This window comes from Peribacillus asahii (assembly GCF_003570725.1).
GTDB lineage: Bacteria > Bacillota > Bacilli > Bacillales > DSM-1321 > Peribacillus > Peribacillus asahii.
Genome location: NZ_QWVS01000013.1, coordinates 20,368 through 34,857, shown reverse-complemented (window position 1 = coordinate 34,857; position 14,490 = coordinate 20,368). Strand labels below are relative to the sequence as shown.

Below are 14,490 nucleotides of genomic sequence, written 5' to 3'. Positions count from 1 at the left end.
GAAGCATGCCATTTTTTAAATGGATGCTTCTAAAACAAATTACTTATATCCAAATATACCAGATACTTCCTTAGAGGTATTGAGTAAATATTGACCGTATTCATCTTCAGATGTTTGAGGGACAAGCGGTGAAAATCCAACAAGTGTCAAACAGCCTAGTAAATCATTATTATAGTTAAATAATGGAACAGATGCTGAAGATATATAAGGAACGAGTGGCTCTTTAGCAAAGGAAATTTGCCTTTTTTTAATACCTTTTGTTTCTTCCTCGAATAATTGTTTGTCCTCTACAGACCAGTTTTGCATTTCAGTATTTTTCCATTCCTCAATGAGTAAAGGTTCATGAAAAGCAGCAAAAACTTTTCCTGACGACGATAGGATAGGGAGGTGCGTCCCAATTTGTGCACCGATGTTTAAGCCGTTATTAGCGCTCCAGATGTTAGCGATTACAGGACCGCTATGTGTCCATACAGCTAATAGAGCCGTTAAAGAAGTAAATCTACTTATTTCTTGTAGGAAAGGAGTCACTTTAGTAACAAGATCTTGTTGACCGATAGCAGCCATTCCATAGGAAATAATTTTAGAACCCAGTGTATAGGTACCGTGTTGTTTGTCTCTATATAGTAACTCTAAGTGTGTAAGAGTGTTCAAATATTTATATAGATTACTTTTTGTGATGTTGGATTTTTCTTGAATTTCAGTAAACTTCATAGGGTGTTCCTGGGAAGCAATGATATCAACTATTCCCAAACCTATTTGAAGCGAACCAATCATAGCTGGATTTTTTTCTTTCTCCATTTTAATTTCTCCTATTATTTTTTATTAGTATAACAGAAACACTTCTTTATTGACAAAGTGTTCTTAGAACAAACTGTGAAGCTTTGTACAAAGGTTTCTATATAGAATCCCAAAGTTTATTCTAAAGTAAGTAAATTTTCAGAAAAAAATATTATTGACATTTGCTGTGGAATGGATTAAATTTTATTTATAAATAGTGAACAAAGTTAACTTAAAGTGAAAAAGTTCAAAGGAACATCTACTTTCTTTTATAGCTCACAAGTTAGCCTGTTCACATTAATGAAAAGAAGTACAAAAATCCTGTTGCTAAGTAACTTTGAAGATATAAGTCTAAGAATGTCTATATTATTCAAGCGAAATATCTTCTAAGAAGTGATTGAAATGAATCCGCTTACAGGAATGGAAAACTCAAAATACAATTGTATAGACAAAGGAGCATATGTATGAAACTTATAACATTTAACCGTGAAGGTATTACAACAATTGGAGCTATCGTGAATGAGGAAGTTGTCGATTTACATCTTGCTTATAAAAAATCTTTAGAAGCAGAGGGGAAAATACGTGCACAAGAAATTGCAAATGCATTCGTTCCATCTGAGATGACAGAATTTTTACAAGGTGGAAAAGAAAGCATGGAGCTTGCGAAAGGAGCAATCGACTTTGCTTTAACGAATAGAGTAGTGGATGGTTCAAAACTAGTTCATGCTCTGAGCGAAGTAAAAGTGGAAGCGCCTGTTCCAAAACCAGGAAAAATCTTTGCCGTAGGTCATAACTATCGTGAACATATTCTTGAAATGGGGCGTGAAATCCCAAAATATCCTGTTGTATTCGCTAAATTTGCGAACACACTTGTTGGCCCGCAAGATGATATTCCATTTCATCCAATTTCAGAACAATTAGACTATGAAGCGGAATTTGCATTTGTCATCGGTAAACGTGCAAAAAATGTTTCAGAAGAAGAAGCGCTTGATTATGTAGCTGGTTATGCGGTAGCTAATGACGTAACGTATCGTGACTTCCAACGTCGTACCCTTCAGTGGTTACAAGGAAAAACGGTAGATGGCAGCTTACCGATGGGACCTTGGATGGTTACTTCAGATGAGCTACCAGATCCACAAACACTAGAAATGGTTTTAACTGTAAACGGTGAAGAGCGTCAACGTACCAATACTGCGAACCAAGTATTCTCTGTTAAACATCTAGTATCATTCTTATCTACAATTGCTACATTAGAGCCTGGTGATATCGTTATTACAGGAACTCCTGGTGGTGTTATTCAAGCAATGGAACCGCAAGTATGGCTGAAAGATGGAGATGTCGTTCGCGTCGAAATCGAAAAAGTGGGTGTATTAGAAAATACAGTACGTGCCGTAAAAGGAGAGTAATAGAATGACAGTGACACAAAATGCAGTTACATCTGTTAATGAATCGATTGATCGTATTATCAAAACGGTGAAAGGGTTATCGGAAGAAACGATTCGTTGGAATCCAACAGAGGAAGAATGGTCTATTATGCAAATTGTCGCTCATATCGTCGAAGCATTACCGTATTGGGTAGAAGAGATTGAACAGCTTGTTCAATCTCCTGGTCAAGAATGGGGAAGAAATCATTTACATGAAGGGCGACTGCAAGCGGTAAGTTCTACAATAGTGGATGCGATAAGTGTTGCGGAGCTGTTACAAGCGCTAGAAGGGGTTAAACAAAAAGTAGAATCAGGTATTGGGAACTTGACAGCGGAGCAGCTTGCTACTGAAGCACCAAGCAGAAATCCTAATTTTGGTACGAAACCACTCTCATTTATTATTGATCATTTAATTGATCAGCATGTGAACAAACATGAAGGTCAAATTCAACGCAATTTATCAAAATTAAATTAATAATCTAGTAGGGGGTTCGGAACATGGCAGAAGTAACTGAGTTTATGAAGAGTAAAATTGTACAAGATTTTACGACTGATATTCGTCAATATAATCTTGGACCATTATGGGAAGCAATTCCAGCATTAATGCATAAATCTCCAGAGCCTCATGCACAAGCTTATCTTTGGAAAGGCAGCCTGCTTGAGAAAAAATTACTAGAAGCTGCTCAAATTTTTACTCCGGAACGCGGTGGAGAACGACGGGCAATTTATTTGCAAAATCCAGGTCTTGATTATCGTCAACCTTGGGGATGGGCTTCTACGACACAAACGCTGTATGCAGCCGTTCAATTGTTACAACCAGGAGAAGTAGCTCCTTCTCATCGTCACTCTCAAAATGCCCTTCGCTTTATTACGAAAGGGGAAGGCGCATACAGTATCGTCCAAGGGGAAAGAATTTTCATGGAAGAAGGAGATTTCCTCATTACGCCAAAAAATTTATGGCATGGTCATGGTCATGAAGGCACAAAACCGATGATTTGGACAGATATTTTAGACATTCCAACAATTTATGCATTGGGTGGTACATTCTTTGAGAATTACCCAGAAAGAATTGAACAGCCGAAAGTACCGGATAACTTTGGTTCACAACGTTATGCAGCAGGTATGCTGCGTCCTGTTTCTGATCGTAATCCTTCGGTAGCGCCGCTAGGTTCGTATAAATGGGAGCATACGTATAAGGCGATTGAATCATTAAGTCAGTTTGAGCCGGATCCATTCGAAGGATATGCGGTAGAATTTATTAATCCTTCTACAGGTAAAACAGCGAACCCAACGATTGCTGCTTGGATTCAGAAATTTCCGAAAGGTTTCCGCACAAAAGCGCAGCGGCATACGAGTGCTTCGATTCATCAAGTGTATAAAGGTTCGGGCTACAGTATTATTAACGGCGTTCGCTTCGATTGGGAAGAAGGAGATTTCTTCTGCGTTCCAAACTGGGCTTGGGTAGAACATGTTGCAGAAGAAGATACGTATTTCTTCACAACGAATGATCTTCCAATTATGGAAAAGTTTGATATTGAAAAACAAGAAGCGTATGAACGAAACAACGGTCAGCAAGAAGTGACTTCTGAGTTTAAACCATTATTACCATAAAAGTAAAAAAGATTATCGCAGTAATAAGCAGCTTAAGAGATAGGCAGATTATATGCTTCTTAGGCTGCCCTTTGTTAATCACTTATTACTTCTTTAAAACTAAATTAAGAGAAACCGGGAGGAATTTCCATGACAAACACAGAAAACACAATCTTAATCGCTGGTGGCGGAATTGGTGGATTAGCAACAGCTCTTGCTGCAGCACAAGCTGGTCACGCTTCATCCGTTTTTGAACAAGCACCACAATTCGGGGAAGTTGGCGCGGGAATTCAAATGGCTCCGAACGCAATGGCCGTTTTAACTCGTCTTGGAGTAGCAGATCGCATTGCTGAATTTGCTGTATTTCCAAAACGACTTGTGTTAAAAGATGCTTTTACGGGAGAAGAACTAACGGCTTTAGACCTAGGAGATGAGTTTAAAGAGAGATATGGCTTCCCATATATGGTATTGCACCGTTCTGATTTACACAGATCGCTGTTAGAGGCATGTGAAAGTAATCCTTTAATCTCGCTTCATACGAATACGACAATTACTGCTGCAGAAGAAAATGAAGATGGGGTCTTCCTTATAAACCAACATGATGAGAAAATTAAGGGTAAGGCAGTTATTGGGGCAGATGGAATTAAATCGAATGTACGTAAATTATTCGCTCAAGATGATATGGTAAACTCTGCATATGTTGCTTATCGCGGTACGATTCCAATCGAAGAAATTTCTGAAGATGCTGAAATGGACGATGTAATTATGTGGATTGGTCCAAATCTTCATGTAGTTCAATACCCAGTACGCCGTGGAGAATTATATAATCAAGTCGTTGTATTTAAAAGCCCAACTTATACATCTGAATCTGTTGAGTGGGGAACTCCAGAAGAAATGGCGCAAGTATTTGAAGGCTGTCATTCAAAAGTCGAGAAAGCTCTTTCATTCATTAATAAACAAATCCGTTGGCCAATGTATGATCGTCTGCCAATTGATAACTGGACAAAAGGGAATATAACACTTATGGGAGACGCTGCTCACCCAATGTTACAATACTTGGCTCAAGGTGGCGTTCAAGCGTTAGAAGATGCTGCAAAATTAGCTGACGTATTAGCAGCTCATGGTGATAATTTTGAAGCCGCTTTCAAAGAGTTCCAAGAAGAACGTATTCCGCGCACTGCACGTGTTCAAACAACGGCACGTCAATGGGGAGAAATCATTCATGCTATAGATCCAATTACAATTGCCCTTCGTAACGATATTTTTACAAAACGTCCAGCAAATGATTTTAGCTATACAGATTGGTTATACGGTCATAAAAGAAGTCTAGTAACACAATAATAGATTTGTAGAAAAAGCCCTCACAATACATGAGGGCTTTCTCCTTGTTTTACGGAGTGAGTCCCCAATCGTTTCACCAACTAGATGGGGTGATGCCAAAAAATTAATTTGGGTTTATATATAGGCGTATAAAATATGAACTTATTTTCGGTGAAAGTGATTTCTTGGCTAGACCAATTAAGGTAAGGTATAAAATACACCATTTGTTCCTACAACGGCATAAGAAACTTGTTCGATGCTGATATTTCTAGATTGGCATTGCATGTGCAGCCATTCTTGATTGTATGTAGAAGTTAAATTTTCTTTTAATATCTTTCCGTCTATGATTAATTCGACCGGTCGTTTCATATTTAGCTGATCTATGTATTGTTTGCAGGCTTGTATTGCTCTTTTATTTGAATAGAAAGCTTACCACTTACTTCAAGATAGGCCGTGTCAATTTCTTCTATTTGGAATACTCCGTTTTCTCTTAATTGTTGGTGTAAATCGTACAGGCCATACTTTGCTTTTTTCATATTGACCTCATTTATTTTTCCCTTTTCGATAATAGCAGTGGGTTCTCCGGATAAGTATTTGTATAAGAATTTATTTTGATAGGATAAATAAGAAGAAAGATAGAAAACCAACGTTAAAATAAAAAAAGAAGTAAGTACCGGCCAAAATTTAAGATTGGTATCAAACCCCATATTAGCGATGAATGAACCGATTGTAATAGCGACAGCAAAGCTATGGTAATTTAATTGTGCATTCATTCTTTTTCCGAATAAGTAAGTAACAAAAAGCAATATTATATAGGAAATAACTGTTCTCAGCATGGGGTGTAATAATTCTTCCATTTAATCTTTCCTCCTCTTTTTTCTAGAAATTAGTTTTGGTTGTTGAAATCACTTTCATTCGCACTTTTAAATGTATTTATTTTTCTATTTTTATTTGAATAAAAATGTAGAGAGATACCTATACTGTTTAGATGTTTAACAGCTTCTACTGAAATTATGGTAAGATAGGAAAAAATCATATAAGGCAGTGAAGAATGTTGGAACAACAAAAAGGAAAGTTACTTGTTATTATTGGCCCAACGGCTGTGGGCAAGACGAAGCTAAGTATTGAATTAGCTAAACGATTTAATGGTGAGATTATAAGTGGTGATTCCATGCAAGTATACAAAGGAATGGATATTGGCACAGCGAAAATAAAGGAGGAAGAAAAAGAAGGTATTCCACATTATTTGCTCGATATTAAAGAGCCGAATGAGCCGTTTAGTGCAGCTGAGTTTCAACAAAGAGCAAATGTAATGATTGAAGATATTCAAAGTCGAGGAAAGCTTCCTATTATAGTGGGGGGAACGGGATTATACATACAGTCTGTAATTTATGATTATCAATTCTCTGAAGCTCCATCCGACCCGCTATATCGAGCGGAGTTAGAACAACGAGTGAAAGAGGCGGGAATAGAGACTGTTTTTGCGGAACTGCAGAGGATTGATCCTGAAAGTGCGGAGCGTATTCATCCGAATAATGTGAGGCGTGTGATTCGTGCGCTTGAAATTTATCATTGCACAGGGCATACAATGAGTGAGCAATTAAATGAACAGCCGATTGAGATGAAATATGACACATGTATTATCGGATTAACGATGGAGCGGGATTTATTGTATGCACGTATTAACGATCGAGTTGATATGATGGTGGAAGAAGGGCTTGTTTCGGAAGTGCAAGGCTTTTTTGAACAAGGCTTAAAAGATTGTCAATCAATTCAAGCAATTGGTTATAAAGAACTGTATGACTATTTTGAAGGGCGAATGAGTAAGGAAGAGGCAATTGGGGCGTTGAAGCAGAATTCACGCCGTTATGCGAAACGTCAACTTACATGGTTTCGCAACAAAATGGATGTTTCTTGGTTTGATATGACTAATATTGCCGAATTTCCAAAAAAAATCAATGAAATATCGGAATTTATTGCAGGAAAGCTCATGATAAAGGCGAATAAGTACAAGTAGAGAGAAAAGAGGAGGACAAAGTGATGAAACAATCGGTAAATATTCAAGACCAATTTTTAAACCAGCTGAGAAAAGACAATACGTATGTGACAGTATTTTTATTAAACGGTTTTCAAATTCGTGGGCAAATTAAAGGCTTTGACAATTTTACCGTGCTATTTGAATCTGAAGGGAAGCAACAATTAGTATTTAAACATGCGATTTCTACTTTTGCTCCACAACGAAATGTTCAAATTGAATATGAAGTGAAAGAATAAATAGATGAGAGAAAAACAGGCGATACATAAGCCTGTTTTTTTTATTATATGGGGCTCCGGTTTAGGAGGCTATTGATTTTAAGGTGCTGACCAGGGAGGACGGTAACTGCCGTGTTTTGTTTCTTTAGCACTTGTACGTTTGTTCTAAATCCTTTTCGATTTGCTAAAGAATGATTTCCCGCTTTTCTGAATATAGATGAATAATAGATAGGTGGATTATTTCTTGGGAAAGCGCAGAAACTGACATTTCCTTAAAAGAAATGATGAAAACATAGTTACTATGTTGAAACGTGGGTTTTTCAGTAAAATGATTGTCTGATTACATCGTATTTTTTGGCGGAAGGCTAGCTGAGAAAAGTGGATTTCCTAATAAATTAAAATATAGGAATAAGGGGTCGGGAATGGTGAGGTGATGATGTGGAGCAACCAATCCGAATGAAAAATAATGGGCAAATTAATATTGTCTTTAATGGAGAAAAAAGAAATGTGATACAAAAGGATGTGCCTATTAAGGAATTATATGATCGAAACCTTTCTGATCAGCATATTGCTTTGAAAGAAATCGAGGCGGAGCTTGAAACATTAGTTGGTATGGAAGAAATGAAAAAGTTAATTAAAGAAATTTATGCATGGATTTATGTTAATAAGAAGCGTGAGGAGCGTGGTTTGAAGGCTGGGCGACAAGCGTTGCATATGATGTTTAAGGGCAATCCTGGCACAGGGAAAACGACGGTTGCACGCTTAATCGGTAAATTATTTCATAAGATGAATGTGTTAACAAAAGGACATTTAATAGAAGCGGAACGTGCGGATTTAGTTGGTGAGTATATTGGTCATACAGCTCAAAAAACACGAGATTTAGTGAAGAAAGCACTTGGGGGAATTTTGTTTATTGATGAAGCGTATTCGTTAGGACGCGGGGGAGAAAAAGACTTTGGGAAAGAAGCGATTGATACGCTTGTGAAGCATATGGAAGATAAGCAGCATGAATTTATTTTGATTCTAGCGGGTTATTCACGTGAAATGGATTATTTCCTTAGCTTAAACCCTGGTTTATTGTCACGATTTCCGCTTGTTGTTGAATTTCCTGATTATACAACCGATCAATTAATGGAGATAGCGGATTTGATGCTAGAAGAGCGAGAGTATGTTATTAGCCGCGATGCAGAGCGAAAGCTGCGCGAACATTTAGTTGTACTTCGTTCATTGCAAGGTCCTGTTTCCTTTTCGAACGGTCGCTATATTCGTAATGTCATTGAAAAAGCGATTCGAGTACAAGCGATGCGCTTATTGCATGAGGATAGTTATGATAAGGTAGATTTAATGACATTGCGAAGTCAAGATTTTGTTTTTAACGAACAAAATGAATAAGAGAACAAAAAAAACGGCTTTAGGCCGTTTTTCAGAGTGTAGAGAAACCTTTTATTTTTAAATTTTCGTTTGAACTCCATCTTCTTTCTGTTGTTTCCGCACTAAATATTGTGTTATTTCCTGATTCAAAAACAATATATGGATTTCCTATGAATATAAAAATGGCTGTCGGGACTTTCCCGACAGCCTGAAAAACGGCTTTAGGCCGTTTTTACATGTTTTGAGGCAATTTTTTATTTGGCAACTCCCAGTTACGTGTGTAGGAAAGGACACGTAATGCCGTAATAATAATGAAGAGAGCATATAATTCCCATGTATCTGTGGCAAGTTCTAGGCCTAGGATTATTCCTGCTACAATTGCCCAAACTGCATAGATTTCTTTACGGAATACGAGCGGTTTACGTCCTGCGAGAACATCGCGGACAATTCCGCCTCCGCAGCCAGTTAAAACAGCTGCTACAATAACTGCGCTCACTGGAAGATTGAGCTCAATCGCATATAGTGCTCCTTGAATAGCAAAAGCGGCTAATCCGATTGCATCGGTAAAATTTCCCCATTTGTCCCAATGCTTTAATGAATTGTTTGGAAAGAAGAATACGATAGTAATCGATATTAAAGCAATTGTAAAGAACGTACCTTGGTCCCATAGTGTTGAAGGAGGGACCCCAATTAATAAATTTCGTATTGCTCCACCGCCAAATGCGGTTACGATGCCTAAAATATATACACCCAATAAATCATACTCTTCTTCCATAGCAATGATTGCCCCGCTAATAGAAAAAGCAATTGTTCCAATTATGCTCAAAAATTCCCAGGTCATATGGATTCCCTCTATAAGTGAAATTTTATTTGAAATATATAAACAGTGAGGATGTTTCATTAATCTTGTCGCAAACTAAAATTGATTCTATCATGTTCTTTTCTTTTTGGAAATGCTCTATTTCAGTTTATGAAAGTTTTAATCTTATTTATTTTTTTGGTATGATGAGTTGAATGATTTTGGATAAGGATGGTGCCCTACTTGCAAAATGCTGAAAAAGAAACGGCGATTTTAATTGGATGTCAAACAGTGGAAGATGATGCCCGCTTTCATTATTCATTAGAGGAACTTGCGTCATTAACTCATACAGCAAATGGTGAAGTGTTGCTGACGGTTACTCAAAAACGGGAGCGGATACATCCAGCTACATACATAGGAAAAGGAAAGATTGAAGAGCTGCAAAATTTAGAAGCAGAACTAGAGCCGGATTTAATTATTTTTAATGATGAATTATCTCCAAGTCAGATTCGTAACCTTTCGAATCAGTTGGAAGCGCGAATCATTGATCGAACACAATTGATTTTAGATATTTTCGCTCAGCGTGCTCGTTCAAGAGAAGGTCAGCTGCAGGTTGAGCTTGCTCAGCTGCAATATATGCTGCCCCGTCTAGTTGGCCAAGGAACGGCTTTATCTAGGCTTGGTGGTGGAATCGGAACGAGAGGACCTGGGGAAACGAAGCTTGAAAGCGATCGTCGTCATATTCGAGGTAAAATTGATGAAATTAAGAGTCAATTACGAGTAATCGCGGATCATCGTGACCGGTACAGAGAGCGGCGTAAGCGAAATAAGGCGTTTCAAATAGCGCTTGTAGGGTATACAAATGCGGGAAAGTCAACATTATTTAACCGATTAACGGAAGCTGCTGCATTTGAAGAGAATTTGCTGTTTGCTACGCTTGATCCTCTTACTCGTAAAGCTATATTGCCAAGCGGCTTTACGGTGTTAATGACAGATACGGTTGGATTTATTCAGGATTTACCTACTTCTCTTATTGCGGCTTTCCGTTCGACCTTAGAAGAAGTGAAAGAGGCCGACTTACTGTTACACGTGGTTGATTCATCGAATCCGGATTACTTTAATCATCAAACAACTGTAGAAAATTTATTGCAAGACTTAGAAGCTACTTCCATTCCGATGCTTACGTTGTATAATAAGAAGGATCGCAAGCATGCTGACTTTTTGCCAACATCAAAAGACCAATCTTTGCTGATTAGTGCCTATGATCAAGGAGATGTGGAAACAATTTTAGAGACAATTGAGCAAAGTGTGATAAGTGAGATGGCAAGCTACCACGTTTCACTGCCTTCTACGGAAGGAAGATTACTTGCGCAGTTGAAGAATGAGACAATATTACGGACGCTCGTTTTTAATGAAGAAAGTGAGTGTTATGAATGTAGGGGTTTTTGTTTAACCAATCACCCAATTAGAGGCTTACTAGAGAAATTTACAATATAAAAGGGGAAACAACATGTATCAATATTTAACAAATGGGGAAACTTTGCAACCGATTGTAAAAGAAATAGAGGCGATGATTGCTCCATTCCATAAGAAAATAGAAGAGCGAATTGAAGAAAATCAATTTCGTGTGCTTCGCAGCTTTCAAGCACATCGAGTCAGTGATTCTCATTTTATCCCGTCAACAGGGTATGGGTATGATGATGTCGGAAGAGATACGCTGGAATTAATCTATGCAGATGTATTTGGAGGAGAAGCGGGTCTTGTTCGCCCGCAAATTATTTCTGGTACACATGCTATTTCAACGGCATTGTTTGGCATTCTTCGTCCAGGTGATGAACTGCTCTATATTACGGGAAAACCGTATGATACACTTGAAGAAATTGTTGGAATTCGCGGTACAGGGATAGGTTCTTTACGAGATTTCCACATTGACTATAATACGGTTTCGTTAACTGCTGAAGGAGCTATTGATTTCGAGGCGGTTAAACAGTCCATTAAACCGAATACAAAAATGATTGGAATTCAGCGTTCAAAAGGATATGCAACGCGTCCATCTTTCACGATTGAGGAAATCGAAGCAGCTATTGCTTTTGTGAAAGAGATTAATCCGAATATCGTTGTGTTCGTTGACAATTGTTACGGTGAGTTTGTAGAAACGAAAGAGCCGTGCCACGTAGGAGCCGACCTAATGGCGGGGTCACTCATTAAAAACCCGGGCGGCGGTATAGTGAAAACAGGCGGCTATATTGTCGGTAAAAAAGAGCTGGTAGAAGCTTGTTCATATCGATTAACATCACCTGGTATTGGAGCAGAAGCAGGGGCATCTCTTTATAGCTTACAAGAAATGTACCAAGGATTTTTCCTTGCTCCGCATGTTGTAGGACAAGCGTTAAAGGGGGCAGTGTTTACCGCGGCCTTTTTAGAGAGACTTGGAATGAATACATCGCCTAAATGGAATGCTAAACGCACCGATCTTATTCAGTCGGTTCAATTTGATGATAAGGATAAGATGGTTGCTTTTTGTCAAGCAATTCAGTTTGCTTCTCCAATCAATTCACATGTGACTCCGTATCCTGCTTATATGCCAGGCTATGAGGATGATGTTATTATGGCAGCGGGAACATTTATTCAAGGAGCGAGCATTGAATTGACAGCAGACGGACCAACTCGTGCTCCTTTTGTGGCCTATGTTCAGGGGGGCTTAACATATGCTCATGTGAAGATGGCAGTGTTAACAGCCGTAGATAATTTATTATCTAAGAAGCTTATTACATTATAAATAGTATGATAGAATAACTAGAGTGGCCAACTTCCTATTGGCTCTCTATTTTGAATTAACTTGCAATTCAGCAAAGTAAAAAATATTTATGTTATAAAACATAACATTGCATTGACAAATAAAATTACATAGCATAAAATAAAACTATGATAAACAAAAGGAGGATGCTTAATGAGCGGCAACAACATTCGGCGTTCGATGCCTCTTTTTTCTATAGGAATCGTGATGCAATTGACAGAGTTGTCTGCGCGCCAGATTCGTTATTATGAAGAGCATCAATTAATTACTCCGATGAGAACGGAAGGCAACCGCCGCCTATTCTCATTAAATGATATCGATCGATTGCTCGAAATTAAAGATTTAATCGAGCAAGGAGTGAACCTAGCCGGTATTAAAAAGATTTTTACCGTGAAGAATGAGGGTGCTCTTCAAGAACAAGACAGCGAGCAAGCGGAAAAGATTAGACAAGACCTAAGTGAAGTTGAGTTGCGAAAAATCCTTCGAACGGAATTATTGCAAGGCGGTAAGTACCGTACATCTTTACGACAAGGTGATATGTCTCGCTTTTTCCATTAAAAATAATTAGTTATACATTAGGGGAGGAATAGATCATGGCAAAGTATACACGTGAAGATATTACTCGTTTAGCGAAAGAAGAAAATGTTAAATACATTCGTCTTCAATTTACAGATATTTTAGGAACTATTAAAAACGTAGAAATTCCGGTAAGTCAATTAGGGAAAGCATTAGATAATAAAATGATGTTCGACGGTTCTTCTATCGAAGGATTTGTACGTATCGAAGAATCTGATATGTATTTATATCCTGATTTAGATACTTGGGTAGTGTTCCCTTGGACAGCTGAAAAAGGAAAAGTAGCTCGTTTAATTTGCGATATTTATAACACAGATGGAACACCATTCGAAGGTGACCCACGTGCAAACTTAAAACGAGTTTTAGCTGAAGCAAGAGAAATGGGCTTCACAGACTTCAATCTTGGACCAGAACCAGAATTCTTCTTATTCAAATTAGATGAAAAAGGTGAGCCAACTCTAGAATTGAATGATAAAGGCGGATACTTTGACCTTGCACCAACAGATTTAGGGGAAAACTGCCGTCGTGATATCGTACTTGAGCTAGAAGAAATGGGCTTTGAAATCGAAGCATCTCACCATGAAGTAGCTCCTGGTCAACACGAAATTGATTTTAAATATGCAGATGCTATTACAGCATGTGATAATATTCAAACATTTAAATTAGTAGTTAAAACAATTGCTCGTAAGCATGGTCTTCACGCAACATTCATGCCAAAGCCATTGTTCGGTGTAAATGGTTCAGGTATGCACTGTAACGTTTCTTTATTCAAAGGAAATGAAAATGCATTCTACGATACAGAAGGTAAATTAGAACTGAGCAAAACAGCTGAACAATTTATTGCTGGTATCATCAAGCATGCTCCAGGATTTACAGCTATTACAAACCCAACAGTTAACTCTTACAAGCGTTTAGTACCTGGTTACGAAGCTCCTTGTTATGTTGCATGGTCTGCTAAAAACCGTAGCCCGTTAATCCGTATTCCAGCTTCACGTGGTTTAGGAACTCGTGTTGAAGTACGTAGCGTTGACCCAGCAGCTAACCCATACTTAGCTTTAGCTGTACTTCTTAAAGCAGGCTTAGATGGAATTAAAAACAACCTAACTCCACCAGCTCCAGTTGATCGTAACATCTATGTTATGACAAAAGAAGAGCGTGAAGAAGTAGGTATCGTTGACCTACCAGCTACATTAGCAGTTGCATTAGATGTATTAAAATCTGACGAAGTTATTAAAGAAGCGTTAGGTGCGCATCTTTTAGAACACTTCGTTGAAGCAAAAGAAATCGAGTGGGATATGTTCCGTACGCAAGTACACCCATGGGAACGCGATCAATACATGACAATGTATTAATCAATTAAAAGCTCCGATACTACTAGTATCGGGGCTTTTTTTTATTACCTTTGTTGGTTTTCACATCTCCAAATATTTTACTGGTATCTTGGCTGGATTCTTGAAAATCTAGTGACTTATTTAATAGTTTGTTCTTTTAATTAGTAACTAGTCTCCTTGTCTATAAGGATCAGAAGACCAGTTATGTAGTAATTACTTGAAAAAATAGTCGAATGATATGAATCCGTATAT

General features: G+C 38.0%; 15 protein-coding genes. 11 read left to right on the top strand and 4 right to left on the bottom strand.

What is annotated here, in order from left to right:
- Positions 1-39: 39 nt before the first annotated feature.
- Positions 40-798, bottom strand: a complete 759-nt coding sequence (locus D1953_RS06395; protein ID WP_119116338.1) for an IclR family transcriptional regulator — start codon at positions 796-798, stop codon at positions 40-42.
- A gap of 443 nt (positions 799-1,241) precedes the next feature.
- Between D1953_RS06395 and D1953_RS06390 the strand changes: the two genes are divergently transcribed.
- The 4 genes from D1953_RS06390 to D1953_RS06375 all read left to right on the top strand — a co-directional run bounded on the left by D1953_RS06390 (position 1,242) and on the right by D1953_RS06375 (position 5,132).
- Entirely contained in the window at positions 1,242-2,183 is a 942-nt protein-coding gene (locus tag D1953_RS06390) for a fumarylacetoacetate hydrolase family protein (RefSeq protein ID WP_119116337.1), read from the top strand.
- A 4-nt stretch (positions 2,184-2,187) separates the two neighbouring features.
- The gene (locus D1953_RS06385) at positions 2,188-2,676 is read left to right on the top strand and encodes a DinB family protein (RefSeq protein ID WP_182480526.1); all 489 of its coding nucleotides are present in this window, start codon (positions 2,188-2,190) and stop codon (positions 2,674-2,676) included.
- A 23-nt stretch (positions 2,677-2,699) separates the two neighbouring features.
- Positions 2,700-3,812: a cupin domain-containing protein gene (locus D1953_RS06380; RefSeq protein ID WP_119116336.1), complete on the top strand. Its 1,113-nt coding sequence runs from the start codon at positions 2,700-2,702 to the stop codon at positions 3,810-3,812.
- A 129-nt stretch (positions 3,813-3,941) separates the two neighbouring features.
- Complete coding sequence (locus tag D1953_RS06375; RefSeq protein WP_119116335.1) at positions 3,942-5,132, top strand: FAD-dependent monooxygenase; 1,191 nt, start codon at positions 3,942-3,944, stop codon at positions 5,130-5,132.
- A gap of 177 nt (positions 5,133-5,309) precedes the next feature.
- On the opposite strand, the gene D1953_RS22160 is transcribed toward D1953_RS06375, so the two are convergent.
- A complete protein-coding gene (locus D1953_RS22160; RefSeq protein ID WP_425454253.1) occupies positions 5,310-5,480 on the bottom strand; it encodes a YetF domain-containing protein in 171 nt (56 codons plus the stop codon).
- Positions 5,481-5,491: 11 nt separating this feature from the next.
- Entirely contained in the window at positions 5,492-5,968 is a 477-nt protein-coding gene (locus D1953_RS06370; RefSeq protein ID WP_119116334.1) for a DUF421 domain-containing protein, read from the bottom strand.
- 194 nt (positions 5,969-6,162) lie between these two features.
- On the opposite strand from D1953_RS06370, the gene miaA reads away from it, so the two are divergent.
- The 3 genes from miaA to spoVK all read left to right on the top strand — a co-directional run bounded on the left by miaA (position 6,163) and on the right by spoVK (position 8,756).
- Positions 6,163-7,128: a tRNA (adenosine(37)-N6)-dimethylallyltransferase MiaA gene (miaA, locus tag D1953_RS06365; RefSeq protein WP_119116333.1), complete on the top strand. Its 966-nt coding sequence runs from the start codon at positions 6,163-6,165 to the stop codon at positions 7,126-7,128.
- 23 nt (positions 7,129-7,151) lie between these two features.
- Positions 7,152-7,385, top strand: a complete 234-nt coding sequence (gene hfq / locus D1953_RS06360) for an RNA chaperone Hfq (protein WP_119116332.1) — start codon at positions 7,152-7,154, stop codon at positions 7,383-7,385.
- A 417-nt stretch (positions 7,386-7,802) separates the two neighbouring features.
- Positions 7,803-8,756 carry a stage V sporulation protein K gene (gene spoVK, locus D1953_RS06355; protein WP_119116331.1) on the top strand — a complete coding sequence of 318 codons (954 nt, stop codon included), beginning with the start codon at positions 7,803-7,805 and terminating at the stop codon, positions 8,754-8,756.
- 211 nt (positions 8,757-8,967) lie between these two features.
- Here spoVK and D1953_RS06350 read toward each other — a convergent pair whose 3' ends face one another.
- The gene (locus D1953_RS06350) at positions 8,968-9,576 is read right to left on the bottom strand and encodes a trimeric intracellular cation channel family protein (protein ID WP_119116330.1); all 609 of its coding nucleotides are present in this window, start codon (positions 9,574-9,576) and stop codon (positions 8,968-8,970) included.
- A 201-nt stretch (positions 9,577-9,777) separates the two neighbouring features.
- On the opposite strand from D1953_RS06350, the gene hflX reads away from it, so the two are divergent.
- The 4 genes from hflX (at position 9,778) to glnA (ending at position 14,259) form a co-directional block, all read left to right on the top strand.
- On the top strand, positions 9,778-11,031 hold the full coding sequence (gene hflX / locus D1953_RS06345) for a GTPase HflX (protein ID WP_245979953.1): 1,254 nt from the start codon (positions 9,778-9,780) through the stop codon (positions 11,029-11,031).
- Positions 11,032-11,044: 13 nt separating this feature from the next.
- Positions 11,045-12,313 carry a methionine gamma-lyase family protein gene (locus D1953_RS06340; RefSeq protein ID WP_119116328.1) on the top strand — a complete coding sequence of 423 codons (1,269 nt, stop codon included), beginning with the start codon at positions 11,045-11,047 and terminating at the stop codon, positions 12,311-12,313.
- 171 nt (positions 12,314-12,484) lie between these two features.
- Positions 12,485-12,889: a MerR family transcriptional regulator gene (locus D1953_RS06335; RefSeq protein WP_119116327.1), complete on the top strand. Its 405-nt coding sequence runs from the start codon at positions 12,485-12,487 to the stop codon at positions 12,887-12,889.
- Positions 12,890-12,924: 35 nt separating this feature from the next.
- The gene (gene glnA, locus D1953_RS06330) at positions 12,925-14,259 is read left to right on the top strand and encodes a type I glutamate--ammonia ligase (protein ID WP_119116326.1); all 1,335 of its coding nucleotides are present in this window, start codon (positions 12,925-12,927) and stop codon (positions 14,257-14,259) included.
- The last annotated feature ends 231 nt before the right edge of the window (positions 14,260-14,490 follow it).